Origin of the sequence: Sulfitobacter sp. F26169L, from assembly GCF_026410285.1 — a bacterium.
In the GTDB taxonomy this organism is placed as follows: Bacteria; Pseudomonadota; Alphaproteobacteria; order Rhodobacterales; family Rhodobacteraceae; genus Sulfitobacter.
In genome coordinates, this window is sequence record NZ_JAPMLP010000001.1 from 552,423 (window position 1) to 568,410 (window position 15,988).

Genomic DNA, 15,988 nt, shown 5'->3' on the forward strand with positions numbered 1-15,988 from the left:
GCAAGATAGTGCCGCCTGCGGTAGGCAGCGCAAAACCAGACCGAGGAGCCATCGATGGCCGGATTTTCATACCAGATAACGGCCCGTGACGGGCGCGCACGCACAGGGCAGATCAACACGCCGCGCGGCGAAATCCGCACGCCTGCGTTTATGCCGGTGGGCACGGCTGCCACGGTCAAGGCGATGATGCCCGAAAGCGTGCGCGAAACCGGTGCGGATATCCTGCTGGGCAATACCTACCATCTGATGTTGCGCCCCACCGCCGAGCGGATCGCCCGTCTGGGCGGACTGCACAAGTTTATGAACTGGGACCGCCCGATCCTGACGGATTCCGGCGGGTTTCAGGTGATGTCGCTGGCCAATCTGCGCAAACTGACAGAGCGCGGTGTGACCTTCAAAAGCCACATCGACGGATCAAAACACGAAATCACGCCCGAACGCTCCATGGAGATCCAGAAGCTGCTCGGCAGTGACATCGTGATGTGTTTTGATGAATGTCCCGCACTGCCTGCGGACCGCGACCGGATTGCGCAAAGTATGGAACTGTCCATGCGGTGGGCGGCACGCTCGCGCGAAGCATTTGGCGATCGCCCGGGTCATGCGCTGTTCGGCATCCAGCAGGGCGGGCTGGAGCAGGACCTGCGCCAGCAATCCGCCGAGGCTTTGCGCGAAATCGGGTTTGACGGCTACGCCGTCGGTGGGCTGGCCGTGGGCGAGGGGCAGGAGGCGATGTTTGACTGTCTGGAGTATGCGCCGCAGCAACTGCCTGAGGATAAGCCGCGCTATCTGATGGGCGTGGGCAAGCCCGACGACATCGTCGGCGCTGTAGCGCGCGGGATTGATATGATGGATTGCGTGCTGCCGTCGCGTTCAGGGCGCACGGGGCAGGTGTTTACGCGCAAAGGCGTGTTGAATATCAAAAACGCCCGTCACGCCGATGATCCGCGCCCGCTGGACGAGGACTGCGGCTGCCCCGCCTGCCAAAATTACAGCCGCGCTTATTTGCATCACGTATTCCGCAGTCAGGAAATGATCAGCTCCATGCTGCTGACCTGGCATAACCTGCGCTATTATCAGGACATCATGGCCGGTATGCGCGGCGCCATTGCAGCAGGCACGTTCACACAGTGGCAAAGCGATTTCCACTCGGGCCGCGAACAGGGCGATATTGATCCGCTTTGATGCAGCGGGCGTGTGCGGGATGTGCCGCGCAATTGGATCCCGGCGGGCGTTCATGATGTCGGGTTTGCAAAGTCCTGCGACAATGGGATCGTATTGGGAGAAAAATGCAACTGGCGCGGCAACCTGCTCCGAGCCCAAGTTGTAGCTTTGCTTTCTGGGCTTCGTGCGTTCTCAGCGCCCAAAATCATGACAAGTGGAAAGAACGGCTGTTCGTGCAGTGGCAATGGAAACCGACTCGGCTCCGTCGTTTCCGATACTGATTGACGTTATGGCTTTGCATCAAGCCAGCCGGTGATCCGCGTCCTAAGTATCCTGTATTGTTGCCCGCCAGAATCAACAGTGACGACTGTATTGGCAGGCATAGACAAGACGGAAGGTTGACGACAAACAGGATGGCCACCCCATAGTTTGCTGTCAGATTAAGAACTGTTTCAGTTATCGTGCCCGGCCCGAAAAGCGGCGTGATAAAGGCCACAAAAGCGTCCAGAACATGTTGAGGTGGGTTGGCTGTAGATCAACAATTCCGTATCGCATATTTCGCCGGACCGCTTGCGCGCTTAAGCGGTCAGGCGAAACCTCTTGATCTTGTCCGTCACGCCATGCGTTCTAGAACCTCATCACGCTTGATGAAGTGATGCCAGATGATCGCAGCACCAATATGTTCAAGCGCAAAAGTTGCGAGGATCCATTTCAACGTGCCGTGCCATTCAGAGACCGCCTTTATCCAAGCATTGACAGAATCCCGAGCAGGAGTGATCTGGAGCCAAGATAGCTAAAGCCACGCGTACCGCCCGCTGACCCAATGACCTTGAGGGCAGGAACGATCGCCATCAGCCCATAGAGCGCGCCATGTCCGGCCTTCGCCGCATACCTCATCGGACCGGATTTTGTGGATTGATTTCTGAGGTTCGAAATCGCCCACGAAGCGCGCAACAAAACCAACAGCAACAATGTGACACCTAGATCTTTATGATAGGTCAGAGAGTTTCGCGAAGGGCGTTTTCGCGTGGCAAGGGCCAATGCGGTGCCACGAAAACGAACTACGCGCCAAATAGGGCAGCCACGTCCCAGCGGAAAAGGCGGCTCACCAGACCGTAACGGTCCGGGCTATCGGCTAATCTGGTCATTGGAAATTTCCGTTTACTTAAGATTTCTTGGAATACGTGAACGCCTGCCACTTCCGTCGCGGCAAACCAAATATCTGAATTGCGCAACTTTTTCCGAAGGCATCCCAAAACCACGTGTCATTCCTGAATGGCCCATTGCTTAAAGATTGGCGCCAATTCTTCACAGGCTGCCAAGATCAGATCACGAGATTGGTAACGGCCAGCGTCGTCTATGGTTGTAGCAACGGTCACGCACTTCCTTGTGTTCGCGCTGATACGTATCTCCCGACTAGGAACATCATAAGTAAAGTGCTGCGCTGGCTCTTCTTCTCATCGCATGCGGATCAGTCCGAAGGAATTCACGATGTTGTCAGGTGCGGTGTAGGCCATACAAAGGCCCAGATAAGTCGCAGACTGAATCAATCGGGTATCCGGCGCATAGGTGAACAGCATATCGTCACTGGCCGGTTTGCAGGAGTGCGTCTGCAACTGCTCGCTCAGCTCGCGGCCTGCGCGGCTATGCACTAACCAAGTTAGGCTTCTTCTCCATGGTTGTCCGCGAGGTGGATCGGGCCAGTGGTCTGGATGTTGGGCGCGTCAGCTAATACCGGTTTCGCGATCGACAGCCCCAACGAGGCGATGATCCGCAGCCTGAAATGTGAAGCTTTTGTTTTCATGCCTTAATCTATTCATAATAGCTTAGTTTCGAAATTCTTCTTGAAAGTCGCTAATACGTCCCGCGTTAACGCCTTGGTCGCTGCGGCCAACTCTTGAAACGCTGCGCATATCAACGCGGCTGCCGTTATCTTGGGGCGTCACCACAGCCCCGGTCGTGGCCCCGACAGCAGCAGTGCGATACCCAATGCGCCAATGATTTTTACAAGCAGGGCAATCGTTCCGGTGTGTTTGCTGTCTATCCATTCTCTGTGTTGCGTTTCAGATTTTTGCTTGCTGTGCAGAAATTGCAGACTATGCAAGGACTGGATTGATGAAGCTTCCGTTACGAGAAAAACGCCGACAGGAAACTGCGTTCCAAATTCAGAAAGCGACTTTGGAACTGGCTATGAAAGACGGTCTTGACGGTGTCACAACAGAAGAGATCGCTGCAGCATCAGGTGTCAGTACGAGAACGTTCTTTAATTATTATCCCAACAAAGAAGCCGCCGCGATCGGGCACCCACCGGCATTTACAGAAGAGCAGAAAGACGCCTTGCGCAAAGCAGAGGGCACCTTGGCAACAGATATCAAGCAGCTTCTGGATGGCCACATCGAGGCTTTATCAGAAAAAGAAGATATTCTTCGCATGGTCGGGAAAGTCCTGCGGTCGAACGAGAAAGCGCGCGGAATCCTCGATGGAAACCTCGGGGCCGAACGCAGGGTGCTAACACAGGCGCTGTGTGATCGGGTGAGTAACCGTCAAACTGCGGCATCCCTCGCTAACAGTGTCACTAGCACGATCGGTGCGGCGATATTTTTATGGGAACACGAGGAAGACATGACCCTTGGCGCAGCCCTGGATGTTGTCTGGGAGGGGTTGATCGACGCTTCCCGACTTCTTTCGCCCTCAAATGAGGAAGAGATTTAGACATTAAAAAGATACTCTCCATCTTCGCGTCACTGGCGATTATTGCGGGGGCCTATATCTGGTCCTTTGGTGTTCCTGACGCATTATCGCTCAGCACGCGTAACGAAACACCCGTGGCGCAAGAGCCGAGCGGGCGGGGTGGCCCGGGCAGGCCGGGTGGCAGTGCAACAACCGTCGTATTGACACCACTGGACATGCAACCATTCGAAGACACCTTTCGCGCAATCGGCAACTCCGAGGCGGTACAAAGCGCAACAGTAACCGGTGACGTTTCGGGCAGAATTATCGCAACCAACCTGACTCCCAATGCACAGGTTATGCAGAGGGACGTACTTGTGCAGCTTGACGCCCGTGCCGCGAGCCTGTCCCTTCAGACCGCACAAAGCGAGCTGGAACAGGCCGATGCGACCGTGGCCCGCTACGAACGCCTCCAGAAATCAGGTAACTTGACGGTTACCGATGTGACGATATCCGAAGCACGGCTGACCCAACGTCTTGCAGAGGCAGCTGTCGCGCAGGCCAAACTCGCGCTCGAAGACCTTACCATCAGAGCGCCCATTTCCGGCAAAATCGGGTTAGGCGATGTAAAGGTCGGTGATTTCCTTACCGCCAATACTCCGATTGTCACAATCGACAATGCAAGCGCTTTGCTGGTCGAATTCGAACTTCCCGAACGATCCGTTGCCTTCCTTTCGCTCGGGCGCGAAGTCACCTTGGGCACGCCTTCGCTAACGGGGCGATTTTTCAAGGGCGAGATCGCATCTTTTGACAGCAGGATTGATGCGGTCACCCGCAGCGTGACTGTCAAGGCGCGGGTTGAGAACCCTGATGGAATTCTCTGGCCGGGCATGACGTTTACCGCACGCCTGAGTAACCTGAGCGATCCTTTACTGGTAGTACCGACAACGGCGATCACATGGTCGCGCGATGGTGCGAGCATATGGTTCGAGGAGGATGGCAAAGCACAGAGTATCCCTGTCACGATCCTGCATCGACGAGATGAAAACGTCTGGCTGGATGTCGATTTTCCTGCAGGCACCATGATTATAACCGAAGGCGCGCACAAGTTGCGCGCCGGATCCCAAATTTCTGATGCGAACGCCGCACCCCAGCAGTCTGATCGGGAACCGACATGAGCGCGCCCACCCTCCAACGCGCGGTCACCGGCATGGCCGATCTGTTCGTCGCACGCCCCATCTTTGGCTTTGTAATTAACCTCTTGATCCTTATTGCCGGTCTGGCCGCGCTCACCTCTATTGACGTGCGTGAAATGCCTGACGTTGATCAGCCAGTCCTTTCAATTCGCACCCAATACGAAGGCGCAACGCCTGCAACGGTCGATCAGGAAATCACCCAGGTGCTGGAAGACGCGCTGAGCGCACTCGAAGGCCTGTCCTATATCGAGTCCAGTTCATCCACAGGAACGAGCACCATCACCATCGATCTGTCAGATGGCACCGACGTCGACGTTGCCGCAAACGAAGCCCGCGAAATCGTATCGGCCACCGTGCGCCAGCTTCCCGGTGATCTGGAAAATGATCCAACAGTTTCGAAATCCGACAGCAACGCCAGTGCGATCATTCGTCTGGCCCTGCTGGGCGATGTGACGTTGAACGAATTGACAGCCCTTGCTGAAGGTCCGATTTACAATCGGCTTCCCCTGATTGACGGCATAGCCGAGGTCACAACCCGCGGTGATCGTTCAAACGAGTTCCGTGTCAGCATTGATGACCGCCTCCTGCTCAGTCGCGGCTTGACTGTGTTCGACGTAACGACTGCTCTTGCGGACCTGCGCGATGATACCCCGCTGGGCGAGTTGGAAACCGATGCACAGACAATTGCCTTGCAGGTCGGAAACGCCGACGTGACCGTTGGCAGCATCGGCGATATCCTTATTGGCTCGAACACGAGGATTTCGGATGTCGCGCTGGTTCAACTGATCCCCGAAGACACCCAAGTCACCACTCGCGTGAATGGACAAACCGCGATCGGGCTGGATATTACCCGCCAGTCAGAAGGCAATACCCTCGAAATTTCACAGGCTGTTCAAGGCGCTGTGGAGGACCTGCGCAGGGTGTTGCCGGAGGGCGTAGAGCTTATCATCTCGACAGATGACGGCATCTTCATCGAGGGTGCGCTGACCGAGGTCATCAAGTCCATCGGATTGGCCACGGCAATTGTGATCCTTGTGATCTTTGCTTTCTTGCGATCCGTGCGGGCAACGCTTATTCCGGCGCTCACAATTCCGATTGCTCTGATCGGTACTGTCGCTGCGATCTGGCTGACGGGTTTCTCCATCAACACAATCAGCCTTTTGGCGTTGGTTTTGGCGACAGGGATGGTGGTAGATGACTCTATTGTTGTGGTCGAGAACATCGTGCGTAAACGCAAAGAGGGCATGGGCGCCTTTGCCGCCGCCGCCGCGGGCACGAACGAAGTGTTTTTTGCTGTCATTTCAACAACTGCGACACTGGCCGCCGTTTTTATCCCCATCTCCTTCCTTCCCGGTCAGGCGGGGGGCGTGTTCAGCGAATTCGGCTTTGTGCTGGCCTTTGCCGTCACACTGTCATCTATCGCGGCGCTAACACTGGCCCCCGTTCTGGCAGCTCTTCTGGACCCCGGTAAACACTACGGGAAATCGCAAAAAGCCTTAAAAACATCCAGCGGCCTATCACGCGGTTTTGACTGGCTGGTGGATCGCGCTATCCGCGCGCCGCTGCTTGTGCTTGCCGTTGCTTTTGGCTTTGCGCTTATTGCGGCGGGCGCAGCGAGCACGCTTACATCGACGATCACACCGACAGAGGATCGTGGGTTTTTCCTGATCCAGGCACGCGGTGCATCTGACACGACAGCGGAGTATCTGGACACGCAAATCATACAAATCGAAGAGATCCTCGCACCGTTTCAGAAAAACGGGCAGATTACTTCGGTGCAAAGTATCATCGGCATTGGCGGGGGTACCAGAGCTTTTATTGTCGCGCGCTTGACCGATTGGGCGGGTCGGGACTGGACGCAGCAGGACTTGATGGGGCAGATCAACGGTATGCTCTCGACTGTGCCGGGCGTGCAGGTCTTCGCCATTTCACCAAACAGCCTTAATATTCGCGGCGGCGGCAACGGTCTGACCTTTGCGGTTAGCGGCACAAATGTTGATGAAATGACAGAGGCCGCCAACGCACTTGTAGCGGCCATGGCCCGCGATGACGCCTTTTCCAACCCTCAGGTTTCAGGCGACAGTGTGCAGGCGCAGTTCGAGATCACCGTGGATCAGGAAATGGCCCGCATTTTCGGCCTGAGCGAAGCCGAGATCACCAAAACGATCAGTGCGCTGACCCAAGGTACTGTTGCAGTCAGTGTCTTTCTTGACGATACCGAAACCGACGTGCGTGTTGTTCCCGGCGGGCCGCCCATTAACGACCCCAACGATCTTGAAGATATACAACTTCGGCTGCCTAGCGGCGAATATGTCCCCTTGTCTTCGACGGCCACACTGACTCCGGTTGTCAGTCAATCCTCAATCGAACGTCAGGGCGGCACTTTGGCTGTCTCGGTTCAGGCAAACCTACCCGACGGCGTCGATCTGGGAACCGCTATGGCCCGCGTAGAGGAACTTGCCAGCGAGACCCTCCCCGATGGCATGGGCATCGTTTATACTGGCGAGGCGGCGTCGCTTGGTGATAGCCAGTCGGGGATGTACATGGTGTTTGGCGTCGCGGCGATTGTGGTGTTCCTCGTTTTGGCCGCGCAATTCGAAAGCATTGCAAGTGCAATCGTCATCATGTTGACCGTCCCTTTTGGCCTTGCCGCCGCGTTGCTGGCCATATCGATTACCGGCGGCTCCCTGAACTACTACAGCCAAATCGGTTTGGTGCTGTTAATCGGGGTCATGGCGAAGAATGGTATTCTGATCGTGGAATTTGCAAATCAGTTACGTGAAGCGGGTCAGGACATCGACAACGCTATCCGCGAAGCCCTGCGCCTGCGTATCCGACCAGTGATGATGACGATGGTATCCACCGTCTTTGGCGGGTTACCCCTTGTCATGTCGTCAGGGGCGGGAGCCGAGGCACGCGTTGCGGTCGGTTGGGTCATTGTCGGCGGGCTTGGTTTTGCGACAATCTTCACCTTGTTCCTGACGCCGGTATTCTACCGTTGGATCGCTGTCTGGGGTGCCGAGCCTGGTGTGTCTGCGCGCCGTCTGCAGCAAGAGAGACAGCGGTTAATCGCATAAAAGTAGAAAGATTATTAGGTGCAGTCGCCGAGACCATCTTTCTTCCGCGTCACGGTTTCCAATGTCGTGCGCGGCATAAGACGGTCCAAAAATCACGAAGGTTGACACTATGGAAGGTCCGGTCCGCTGAAACACACCGAACTATCGAAAAGACAATAATATGTCTGCAAACAAACTTCGGGCCACCCGAGACCGTATCCTAGCGGACCTGTTCGACCAGCTGCATGTACCCGTTATCTACGCCGCCGCATAAGCGTTCATGGTGAGCAATTCATATTCCGCGACCACCTCGTTGTTCTGGTTGGTCACAGTAACATGCCAGCGAACCTGACCATACTCTGCCGTACGGGGGGTCTTTTTCTTGACGGTGAGGCGAACCTTGATTTCGTCGTCAGGTGACACGGGCTTCATAAAGTTCAGGTTAGAAAGGCCTGTGTTGGCCAGTACCGGGCCGGGATCGGGGTGGACAAACAGGCCCGCGGCAAAGCTGAGCAACAGATAGCCGTGCGCGACCCGTCCGGGGAAAAACGGGTTCGCTTTGGCGGCGTCCTCGTCCATGTGACCGTAGAATGTATCGCCTGTGAAATGGGCAAAGGTTTCAATGTCTTGCAATGTTACCTTGCGGGATTCGGTATAGAGTGTCTCTCCCAATTGCAGTTCGTGATAGGTGCGGGTGAAAGGGTGCGGTCCGCCGGTGTGTTCGCGCGCGCCTGCCACCCATTGCCCGCCGATTGCAGTCAGGATATCGGGGCTGCCCTGTACTGCCGTGCGCTGCATGTAATGCATCACGCCGCGAACGCCGCCCAACTCCTCACCGCCACCTGCACGGCCCGGACCGCCATGCACCATATGCGGCATGGGTGCGCCGTGGCCTGTTGCCTCGGCCATGGAATCGGCGTTGTTGAAATAAAGCCGCCCGTGCCATGCGGCGGCCCCCATCACCATTTGCCGCGCCAGATCACCGTCACGGGTGATGACAGAGGCCACAAGAGAGCCTTTGCCACGGTTCAGCAACGCAATGGCATGATCCGCGTCGCGGTACGGCATGATGGTGCTGACAGGGCCGAAAGCCTCGGTGTCGTGGAGGCGTTCGGCGCTGTCGGGGTTGGCGCAGTGAAACAGCATCGGCGGCAGGAACGCGCCTTTTTCACGGTCTGCGCCGTGAACGGTGAAATCATCAGGGTCACCAAAGACGCGCTCTGCCTCGGACCCCAGAAGGGCTGCTTTCTCCAGTACGTCATCACGCTGGCCCGTGCTGACCAGTGCGCCCATGCGGGTGGCCGGATCGCGCGGATCACCGATGGTGGTTTTGGCCAGACGCGCCGACAATGCCTCGATCACCGCCTGTACCTGGCCTTCGGGGGCCATGATGCGGCGGATGGCGGTGCATTTCTGCCCCGCCTTGGTGGTCATTTCGCGGTGCGCTTCCTTGATGAACAGATCAAATTCCGGCGTATCGGGCAGGGCGTCCGGCCCCAGAACCGATGCATTCAGGCTGTCTTGTTCCGCCACAAACCGCACCGCATTTTCCAGCAGATGCGGGGTGGAACGCAGTTTAAGCGCGGTCTTGGCAGAGCCTGTGAAGCTGACGACATCCTGTGCATCGGTGTGCAGCAGCAGATCACCGATGCCGCCCGACACCAGTTGCAACGCCCCTTCGGGCAAAATACCGCTATCGAGCATCAACTGCACACACAAATGGGTGACATAGCAGGTTGCGGTGGCGGGTTTTACGATGCTGGGCACACCGGCGAGGAAGGTGGGCGCGAATTTCTCCAACATGCCCCAGACGGGAAAATTGTAGGCGTTGATATGAATGCCGACCCCTTGCAACGGCACACAAACATGCTGGCCTTGAAACGTTCCCGTGCGGCCCAGTTGCTCAAGCTCGCCATCAAGATAGATCTGCGCATCGGGCATTTCGCGCCGGCCTTTGGCGGCAAAAACAAACATCGTGCCGATACCGCCGTCGATGTCGAATGCGTGATCGGATTGCGTGGCGCCGGTTTCAAACGACAGATCATACAGCTTTTGCTTGTGCGCGCTCAGGTGCTGCGCCAGCGCCTTGAGCATCCGCGCGCGGTCGTGGAAGGTGAGGGCGCGTAATTTCGGGCCGCCAACCTCACGGGCGTACGCGTGCATCGCCCCCGTATCCAGAGCATCGTTGCCAGCCTGCGCTATCACATCGCCGGTGATTGCCGACGCAATGGCGCGCGCGCCGCTATCCGGTGCAATCCAGCGGCCTGCGGCAAAAGAGGGGATCATCATCATGGTAGTACCCTTAGTGGTCATAGTCGAATTTCACCGTATCGCTCAGCGGATAGCACTGGCACGACAGAACAAATCCCGCCGCAACTTCATAGTCTTCCAGCGCGTGATTGGTCAGCATCTCGACCTCGCCTTCGGTCACCCGGGCGCGGCATGTCGAACAGACACCGGCCTTGCAGGCAAACGGCGCATCCACGGCGTTTTCGAGCGCGGCTTCAAGCAGGCTCATGTCACGCGGCATACTAAAGCTGCGGGTGGCACCATCCATCCGGACGGTTGCCTGTGTTGTGGCGCCCGATTGTGCAGCACTTGCAGTGATCGCGGCCTTCTTGGCGCGCCCCTGTTGCGAGGCCCCGAACAGTTCGAATTTGATCTGGTCCTCGTCAAGACCGTGGTCGCGTAGCGCAGCGGCGATGCCCAGCATCATCGGCTCCGGGCCGCAGATAAACGCGGTATCGACCGACGTGATATCAATCCAGCGGCTGAACAGTTGGGCGCATTTTTCCGTATCCACAAGACCGGTGAACAGGTCAATGTCCTGCGCGTCTGCCTCCAGCACATGAATGACATTCACACGGCCCATGTAGGTATTTTTCAGATCTTCAAGCTCGGCACGGAACATGATCGTGTTCACTGCGCGGTTGGCATAGACCAGCGTGAAGCGTGAATTCGGCTCCCGCGTCAGCACCGTGCGCAGGATTGACAACACAGGCGTGATCCCCGACCCGCCGGCAAAGCCCAGATAATGGCGGTGTGCGTCCGCGTCGAGTGTGGAGTGGAAATTGCCCATCGGCGGCATCGCTTCGAGCGTGTCGCCGATTTTCAGCTCCTCGTTTGCCCAGGTGGAAAAGGCACCGCCGTCCACCCGTTTGATTCCCACCTGCAAGGTGCCATCATCCAGCCCCGCGCAGATCGAATAGCTGCGGCGCAGTTCTTCGCCGTCGAACGCGCGGCGGAACGTCAGGTACTGGCCCTGGATAAAGTCGAATGCGCCCCCCTCGGGCGGCGCAAGACTGACGACCACGGCGTCGCGGATGGTTTTGTGAATATCGGTTACCGTCAGAGGGTGGAAACGCGCCATAAAATCCTCAGATACATTTGAAATAGTCGAAAGGTTCAAGACAGCTGAGACAGCGCCAATGGGCCTTGCAGGGGGTCGATCCGAACTGGCTGACTTTCTGCAGATCGCTCGAGCGGCATCGGGGGCAGTGTGATGGTCCACCCGCAGGCGAGGGCGGCGCGATGCCGTAGCTTTCCAGCTTTGCCGCACCTTTGGCGGACAGCCAGTCGGTGGTCCATGGCGGCGAAAGCTGCATTTTCAGGCGGATTTTGTCTACGCCATGATCGCGCAGCGCGGTTTCAACGTCCAGATTGATGATGCTGGTGGCAGGACAGCCCGAATATGTGGGCGTGATCGCGACTTCCAGCGTGTCTCCGTCCCAGATCACATCACGGATGATGCCCAGATCAACCACCGATATCACCGGAATTTCGGGGTCGGGCACTTTATCGAGCCAGCCCCAGACGGTTTGCACATCGGGTTTCACCAGTTGGCACCGGGATAGGCCCGTTGCAGCCACTGCATTTGCGTCAGCATGTGGCCCAGATGTTCGGTATGGCGCACGCCTGTGCGGCCCCCTTTATGGGCAAATTCGTCTTCGGGGATGGCCAGCGTCGCCTCTATCAGAGTGGCGCGCACAGTCTGCATCCAGCTATCTTTCAGCGTTTCAGGGGCAGGGACAACACCGGTGGCGGCCATCTGCGCGTCGACTTCGTCGCTTTCGAACATCTCGCCAACGTAGGGCCACAGCAGGGTCAACGCGTCCTGCATTCTTGCATGGCTTTGCTCGGTACCATCGCCCAGTGCGATCACCGTTTCGGCAGAGCGCTCAAGGTGATAGGTTGCTTCCTTGACGGCTTTGGCCGCGATTTCGGCTATCCTGTGATCGTTGGATTGCGCAAGCGCCGCCAGCAACGGGCGGTGCCATGCATCAAACAGGAACTGGCGCATTATGGTATGGCCGAAATCACCATTCGGGCGCTCGACCATCAGGATATTGCGGAAATCCCAAACATCGCGCAGCATCGCCAGATCATCGGCGCTGCGTCCCGCGCTCTCAACCTCGGCAGCGTAGCCAAGCCACATCTGCGTCTGCCCGATCAGGTCCAACGCAGTGTTGGCCAGTGCAATGTCTTCTTCCAACACGGGTGCCTTACCGCACCATTCCGATACGCGGTGACCCAGCACAAGTGTATTATCCCCCAGCCGCAGCAGGGTTTGAAACAGCGCATCCTGTGGCATTACATATGACCCACTTCGTCAGGCACGTCAAAAAATGTGGGGTGGCGGTATACCTTGTCATTGGCAGGATCATACAACGCCTCTTTGTCACCGGGGGCAGAGGCATGAATGGATGCGGCCTCTACCACCCAGATGCTGACACCTTCGTTGCGGCGGGTGTACACATCGCGCGCATTCTTGATTGCCATGGCGGCGTCAGGGGCGTGCAATGATCCGACATGACGGTGTGAAAGCCCGTGCTGGCCGCGGATGAATACCTCGAAGAGGGGCCATTCACCTGTGCGCTTGGGCTCGGGTTTCGGGGCCGCTGTTTTATCGTAGGCCGAGGGGGCAGGGCTGCTCATGTGTATTACTCCGCTGCGAGGGGCGCGCACCGTGCGCTGCGCCATTGTGTTGCATCCTGAAGGTGGTCCCACCCGAAAACGTGATCGCTGGAACCGTGTGCATTGTCGTGATCAAGTCGCGCCTGCGCTTCGCTGATGTCGGGGTGGTGGTCCTCGTCGATCCGCCACATGGCAAATCCCATCCGGTCCATCGCCTGAAACCATTTGTCACGGTTGGCATAGAACTGCTTGTGCAACGTTTCGCAGACAAACCGTTTTAATGCGGCCACATCACGCCACACAGACAGGTTGACGATCACCCTGGGATCATCACCGATCTGCGTATCCGTGGCGTTGCCGCTGGAATCAACATAGTGCCAGATAAATCCCTCCATCCGCTCCGCGATGCCATCGACGCGTTCCAGATAGTCTGTGAACCCCGCCACAGCGGGGTAATCTATCGGGTGGGTCAGATGCGCGATGTTGTTATCTGCCAGACACATTACTCAGCCGCCATTTTGGCAGCGCGCTTTTTCGCGGCGTGCGCCAGCATACCGTCGCGCACCCATGCGCCGTCTTCCCACGCCTTTTTGCGGGTGCTCAAACGGTCCACGTTGCAGGGGCCGTTGCCTTTGAGAACGTCAAAGAATTCGGTCCAGTCCGGTTCGGCAAAATCATAGCCGCCTTTTTCATCGTTCCACGCAAGTGTGGCATCGGGAACGGTCAGGCCGAGATATTCGGCCTGCGGCACGGTCTGGTCTACAAATTTCTGGCGCAGCTCGTCATTGGTGTTCATCTTGATTTTCCACGCCATGGATTGCGCGGAATGGACGCTGTCTTTGTCGGACGGTCCGAACATCATCAGTGACGGATACCAGAAGCGGTTCAGCGCATCCTGTGCCATCTTTTTCTGCGCGTCCGTGCCGGCACACATCTTCATCATGATGTCAAAGCCCTGCCGCTGGTGAAACGATTCCTCTTTGCAGATCCGCACCATGGCGCGCGCGTATGGGCCATAGGACGTGCGTTGCAGCGGCACCTGGTTCATGATCGCGGCACCATCCACCAGCCAGCCGACAGCGCCCATGTCGGCCCATGTCAGGGTCGGATAGTTGAAGATCGACGAATATTTCATCCTCCCTTCGTTCAGCGCCTCGAACATCTCGTCGCGGGTGATGCCCAACGTTTCCGCCGCGCAGTAAAGGTACAGACCATGGCCCGCCTCGTCCTGCACTTTGGCCAGCAGGATCGCCTTGCGTTCAAGCGTGGGGGCGCGGCTGATCCAGTTGCCCTCGGGGAGCTGGCCCACGATTTCACTGTGGGCGTGCTGCCCGATCTGACGGATCAGGTTCTTGCGGTAGCCCTCAGGCATCCAGTCCTTCGGCTCGATCTTGCCGCCCGCGTCGATCCGCTCCTGAAATGCGCGCTCCTGCGGGTCCATTTCTTCCCGAGTTTTAACACCTTGGCCGGTCGATTTGATCATCTGTGCGTACATTGTCTAAATCCCTTTCAAAAATGGCAGTGGTCCAGCGTTGGTCGGCTCAGTCAACGCGCTCAAGGATCAGCGCGACACCCTGACCGACACCGACACACATCGTACACAGGGCATACCGTCCGCCCGTGCGCTGCAACTGATAGGCCGCTGTCAGCACCAGACGCGCGCCCGACATGCCCAGCGGATGGCCGATGGCAATTGCGCCGCCGTTGGCGTTTACGTGGGGCGCATCATCGGCCACACCCAGCGCGCGCAGGGTCGCAATCCCTTGCGATGCAAACGCCTCGTTCAGTTCGATCACGTCCATCTGATCAATGGTCAGGCCAGCACGCTTCAGCACCTTTTCCGCCGCCGGGATCGGCCCGATGCCCATTATACGGGGTGCCACACCTGCGGCTGACATTGCCACCACCCGCGCCATCGGCTTCAGGCCGTGTTGCGATGCGGCCGCTTCGGATGCGATCAGCATTGCCGCCGCACCATCGTTTACACCCGATGCGTTGCCTGCGGTGACCGTTTTGTCCGCCCCATTAATGCCGCGCAACTTGGCCAGCGCGGCGGCGTCTGTTTGGGGGCGGGGGTGTTCGTCACGGTCAACGATCTTTGGATCGCCCTTGCGCTGCGGAATCGTGACGGGCGCGATTTCCTGTTCGAAAACACCCGCGGCATCCGCAGCAGCCCAGCGTTGCTGGCTGCGCAGGGCAAAGGCGTCCTGATCCTCGCGGCTGACGCCGTAATCATCGGCCACATTGTCCGCGGTTTCGGGCATCGAATCGACGCCGAATTGCTCTTTCATTTTTTTGTTAACAAACCGCCAGCCGATGGTTGTATCATAGACGGCGTTGTTGCGGCCAAATGCGGTTTCGGCTTTCGGCATGACAAACGGCGCACGGCTCATGCTCTCTACGCCGCCGGCAATGGCCAGATCCATATCACCTGCGCGGATGGCGCGCGCGGCGGTTCCGACAGCATCCAATCCTGACGCACACAGACGGTTTACGGTAATTCCGGGCACATCGACGGGCAGACCCGCGAGCAATGCGGCCATGCGCGCCACGTTGCGGTTGTCTTCGCCCGCCTGATTGGCGCAGCCCATAACGACATCGTCAATGCGCGCCCAATCGACATCGGGGTTGCGTGCCATGAGCGCTGCCAATGGTGCCGCCGCCAGATCATCGGTACGCACCGGTGATAGGGCGCCGCCATAGCGCCCGATGGGGGTGCGCACCGCGTCGCAGATAAAGGCATCGGCCATGTGAGATCTCCTGATAAGTTTTCCGGTCGAATGGTAGCGCGGGGCATCGCACGGATCAATGATTATGTTACACACTGGGTGAATATGGGATGCATAACGTAACACAAATGTTGAAATCTGCCAACAAGACCATATTTCTGACAAACACATAACAATACGCGGTTGCCGAACATACGCCTTCGCGCCATGTTAAGGAAAACGGAGCGTACAAAGCGCCCCACCATTGAAACAGGCGGGCAAG

At 57.6% G+C, this 15,988-nt stretch carries 15 protein-coding genes; 4 read left to right on the forward strand and 11 right to left on the reverse strand.

Annotated features, from left to right (window positions below):
* The first annotated feature begins 54 nt into the window (after positions 1-54).
* On the forward strand, positions 55-1,182 hold the full coding sequence (gene tgt, locus OS189_RS02625; protein ID WP_267165721.1) for a tRNA guanosine(34) transglycosylase Tgt: 1,128 nt from the start codon (positions 55-57) through the stop codon (positions 1,180-1,182).
* A gap of 1,436 nt (positions 1,183-2,618) precedes the next feature.
* On the opposite strand, the gene OS189_RS02630 is transcribed toward tgt, so the two are convergent.
* From OS189_RS02630 to OS189_RS18685, 3 genes are read right to left on the reverse strand one after another with little or no spacing between them, the layout of a single operon-like run.
* A complete protein-coding gene (locus tag OS189_RS02630; protein WP_267165722.1) occupies positions 2,619-2,813 on the reverse strand; it encodes a hypothetical protein in 195 nt (64 codons plus the stop codon).
* Between the two features lie 8 nt (positions 2,814-2,821).
* Positions 2,822-2,965, reverse strand: coding sequence for a hypothetical protein (locus tag OS189_RS02635; RefSeq protein ID WP_267165723.1), 144 nt, complete (start codon positions 2,963-2,965; stop codon positions 2,822-2,824).
* A 22-nt stretch (positions 2,966-2,987) separates the two neighbouring features.
* Positions 2,988-3,209, reverse strand: coding sequence for a DUF1499 domain-containing protein (locus OS189_RS18685; protein ID WP_416237437.1), 222 nt, complete (start codon positions 3,207-3,209; stop codon positions 2,988-2,990).
* Positions 3,210-3,276: 67 nt separating this feature from the next.
* Here OS189_RS18685 and OS189_RS02640 point away from each other — a divergent pair, with 67 nt between their 5' ends.
* The 3 genes from OS189_RS02640 to OS189_RS02650 all read left to right on the forward strand — a co-directional run bounded on the left by OS189_RS02640 (position 3,277) and on the right by OS189_RS02650 (position 8,104).
* A complete protein-coding gene (locus OS189_RS02640; protein WP_267166056.1) occupies positions 3,277-3,873 on the forward strand; it encodes a TetR/AcrR family transcriptional regulator in 597 nt (198 codons plus the stop codon).
* A gap of 194 nt (positions 3,874-4,067) precedes the next feature.
* Complete coding sequence (locus OS189_RS02645) at positions 4,068-5,009, forward strand: efflux RND transporter periplasmic adaptor subunit (RefSeq protein WP_267165724.1); 942 nt, start codon at positions 4,068-4,070, stop codon at positions 5,007-5,009.
* On the forward strand, positions 5,006-8,104 hold the full coding sequence (locus tag OS189_RS02650) for an efflux RND transporter permease subunit (protein WP_267165725.1): 3,099 nt from the start codon (positions 5,006-5,008) through the stop codon (positions 8,102-8,104). The genes OS189_RS02645 and OS189_RS02650 overlap by 4 nt, the downstream gene beginning before the upstream one ends.
* A 237-nt stretch (positions 8,105-8,341) precedes the next feature.
* Here OS189_RS02650 and paaZ read toward each other — a convergent pair whose 3' ends face one another.
* Genes paaZ through pcaF form a run of 8 tightly spaced genes read right to left on the reverse strand, consistent with a single transcriptional unit; the run spans position 8,342 to position 15,747 of the window.
* Positions 8,342-10,375: a phenylacetic acid degradation bifunctional protein PaaZ gene (gene paaZ / locus OS189_RS02655; protein WP_267165726.1), complete on the reverse strand. Its 2,034-nt coding sequence runs from the start codon at positions 10,373-10,375 to the stop codon at positions 8,342-8,344.
* A 10-nt stretch (positions 10,376-10,385) separates the two neighbouring features.
* The gene (locus OS189_RS02660) at positions 10,386-11,453 is read right to left on the reverse strand and encodes a 2Fe-2S iron-sulfur cluster-binding protein (protein WP_267165727.1); all 1,068 of its coding nucleotides are present in this window, start codon (positions 11,451-11,453) and stop codon (positions 10,386-10,388) included.
* 7 nt (positions 11,454-11,460) lie between these two features.
* Complete coding sequence (gene paaD, locus OS189_RS02665) at positions 11,461-11,919, reverse strand: 1,2-phenylacetyl-CoA epoxidase subunit PaaD (protein WP_416237438.1); 459 nt, start codon at positions 11,917-11,919, stop codon at positions 11,461-11,463.
* Positions 11,916-12,674 carry a 1,2-phenylacetyl-CoA epoxidase subunit PaaC gene (paaC, locus tag OS189_RS02670; RefSeq protein ID WP_267165728.1) on the reverse strand — a complete coding sequence of 253 codons (759 nt, stop codon included), beginning with the start codon at positions 12,672-12,674 and terminating at the stop codon, positions 11,916-11,918. Before paaC ends, paaD begins: the two co-directional genes overlap by 4 nt.
* The gene (gene paaB, locus OS189_RS02675) at positions 12,674-13,018 is read right to left on the reverse strand and encodes a 1,2-phenylacetyl-CoA epoxidase subunit PaaB (protein WP_267165729.1); all 345 of its coding nucleotides are present in this window, start codon (positions 13,016-13,018) and stop codon (positions 12,674-12,676) included. Before paaB ends, paaC begins: the two co-directional genes overlap by 1 nt.
* Positions 13,019-13,023: 5 nt before the next feature.
* The gene (locus OS189_RS02680) at positions 13,024-13,500 is read right to left on the reverse strand and encodes a DUF3291 domain-containing protein (protein WP_267165730.1); all 477 of its coding nucleotides are present in this window, start codon (positions 13,498-13,500) and stop codon (positions 13,024-13,026) included.
* Positions 13,500-14,492 (reverse strand): 1,2-phenylacetyl-CoA epoxidase subunit PaaA, encoded by a 993-nt coding sequence (paaA, locus tag OS189_RS02685; RefSeq protein ID WP_267165731.1) that lies wholly within the window; start codon positions 14,490-14,492, stop codon positions 13,500-13,502. The genes OS189_RS02680 and paaA overlap by 1 nt, the downstream gene beginning before the upstream one ends.
* Before the next feature lie 46 nt (positions 14,493-14,538).
* Entirely contained in the window at positions 14,539-15,747 is a 1,209-nt protein-coding gene (gene pcaF, locus OS189_RS02690; protein WP_267165732.1) for a 3-oxoadipyl-CoA thiolase, read from the reverse strand.
* Between the last annotated feature and the right edge of the window lie 241 nt (positions 15,748-15,988).

What these genes read in the sequence shown, in the direction of transcription:
- tgt (WP_267165721.1), top strand. Translation starts at nt 55, where the DNA reads ATGGCCGGATTTTCATACCAGATAACGGCCCGTGACGGGCGCGCACGC.
- OS189_RS02635 (WP_267165723.1), bottom strand. Translation starts at nt 2,965, where the DNA reads ATGAAAACAAAAGCTTCACATTTCAGGCTGCGGATCATCGCCTCGTTG.
- OS189_RS18685 (WP_416237437.1), bottom strand. Translation starts at nt 3,209, where the DNA reads ATGGATAGACAGCAAACACACCGGAACGATTGCCCTGCTTGTAAAAAT.
- OS189_RS02640 (WP_267166056.1), top strand. Translation starts at nt 3,277, where the DNA reads ATGAAGCTTCCGTTACGAGAAAAACGCCGACAGGAAACTGCGTTCCAA.
- OS189_RS02645 (WP_267165724.1), top strand. Translation starts at nt 4,068, where the DNA reads ATGCAACCATTCGAAGACACCTTTCGCGCAATCGGCAACTCCGAGGCG.
- OS189_RS02650 (WP_267165725.1), top strand. Translation starts at nt 5,006, where the DNA reads ATGAGCGCGCCCACCCTCCAACGCGCGGTCACCGGCATGGCCGATCTG.
- paaZ (WP_267165726.1), bottom strand. Translation starts at nt 10,375, where the DNA reads ATGATGATGATCCCCTCTTTTGCCGCAGGCCGCTGGATTGCACCGGAT.
- OS189_RS02660 (WP_267165727.1), bottom strand. Translation starts at nt 11,453, where the DNA reads ATGGCGCGTTTCCACCCTCTGACGGTAACCGATATTCACAAAACCATC.
- paaC (WP_267165728.1), bottom strand. Translation starts at nt 12,674, where the DNA reads ATGCCACAGGATGCGCTGTTTCAAACCCTGCTGCGGCTGGGGGATAAT.
- paaB (WP_267165729.1), bottom strand. Translation starts at nt 13,018, where the DNA reads ATGAGCAGCCCTGCCCCCTCGGCCTACGATAAAACAGCGGCCCCGAAA.
- OS189_RS02680 (WP_267165730.1), bottom strand. Translation starts at nt 13,500, where the DNA reads ATGTGTCTGGCAGATAACAACATCGCGCATCTGACCCACCCGATAGAT.
- paaA (WP_267165731.1), bottom strand. Translation starts at nt 14,492, where the DNA reads ATGTACGCACAGATGATCAAATCGACCGGCCAAGGTGTTAAAACTCGG.
- pcaF (WP_267165732.1), bottom strand. Translation starts at nt 15,747, where the DNA reads ATGGCCGATGCCTTTATCTGCGACGCGGTGCGCACCCCCATCGGGCGC.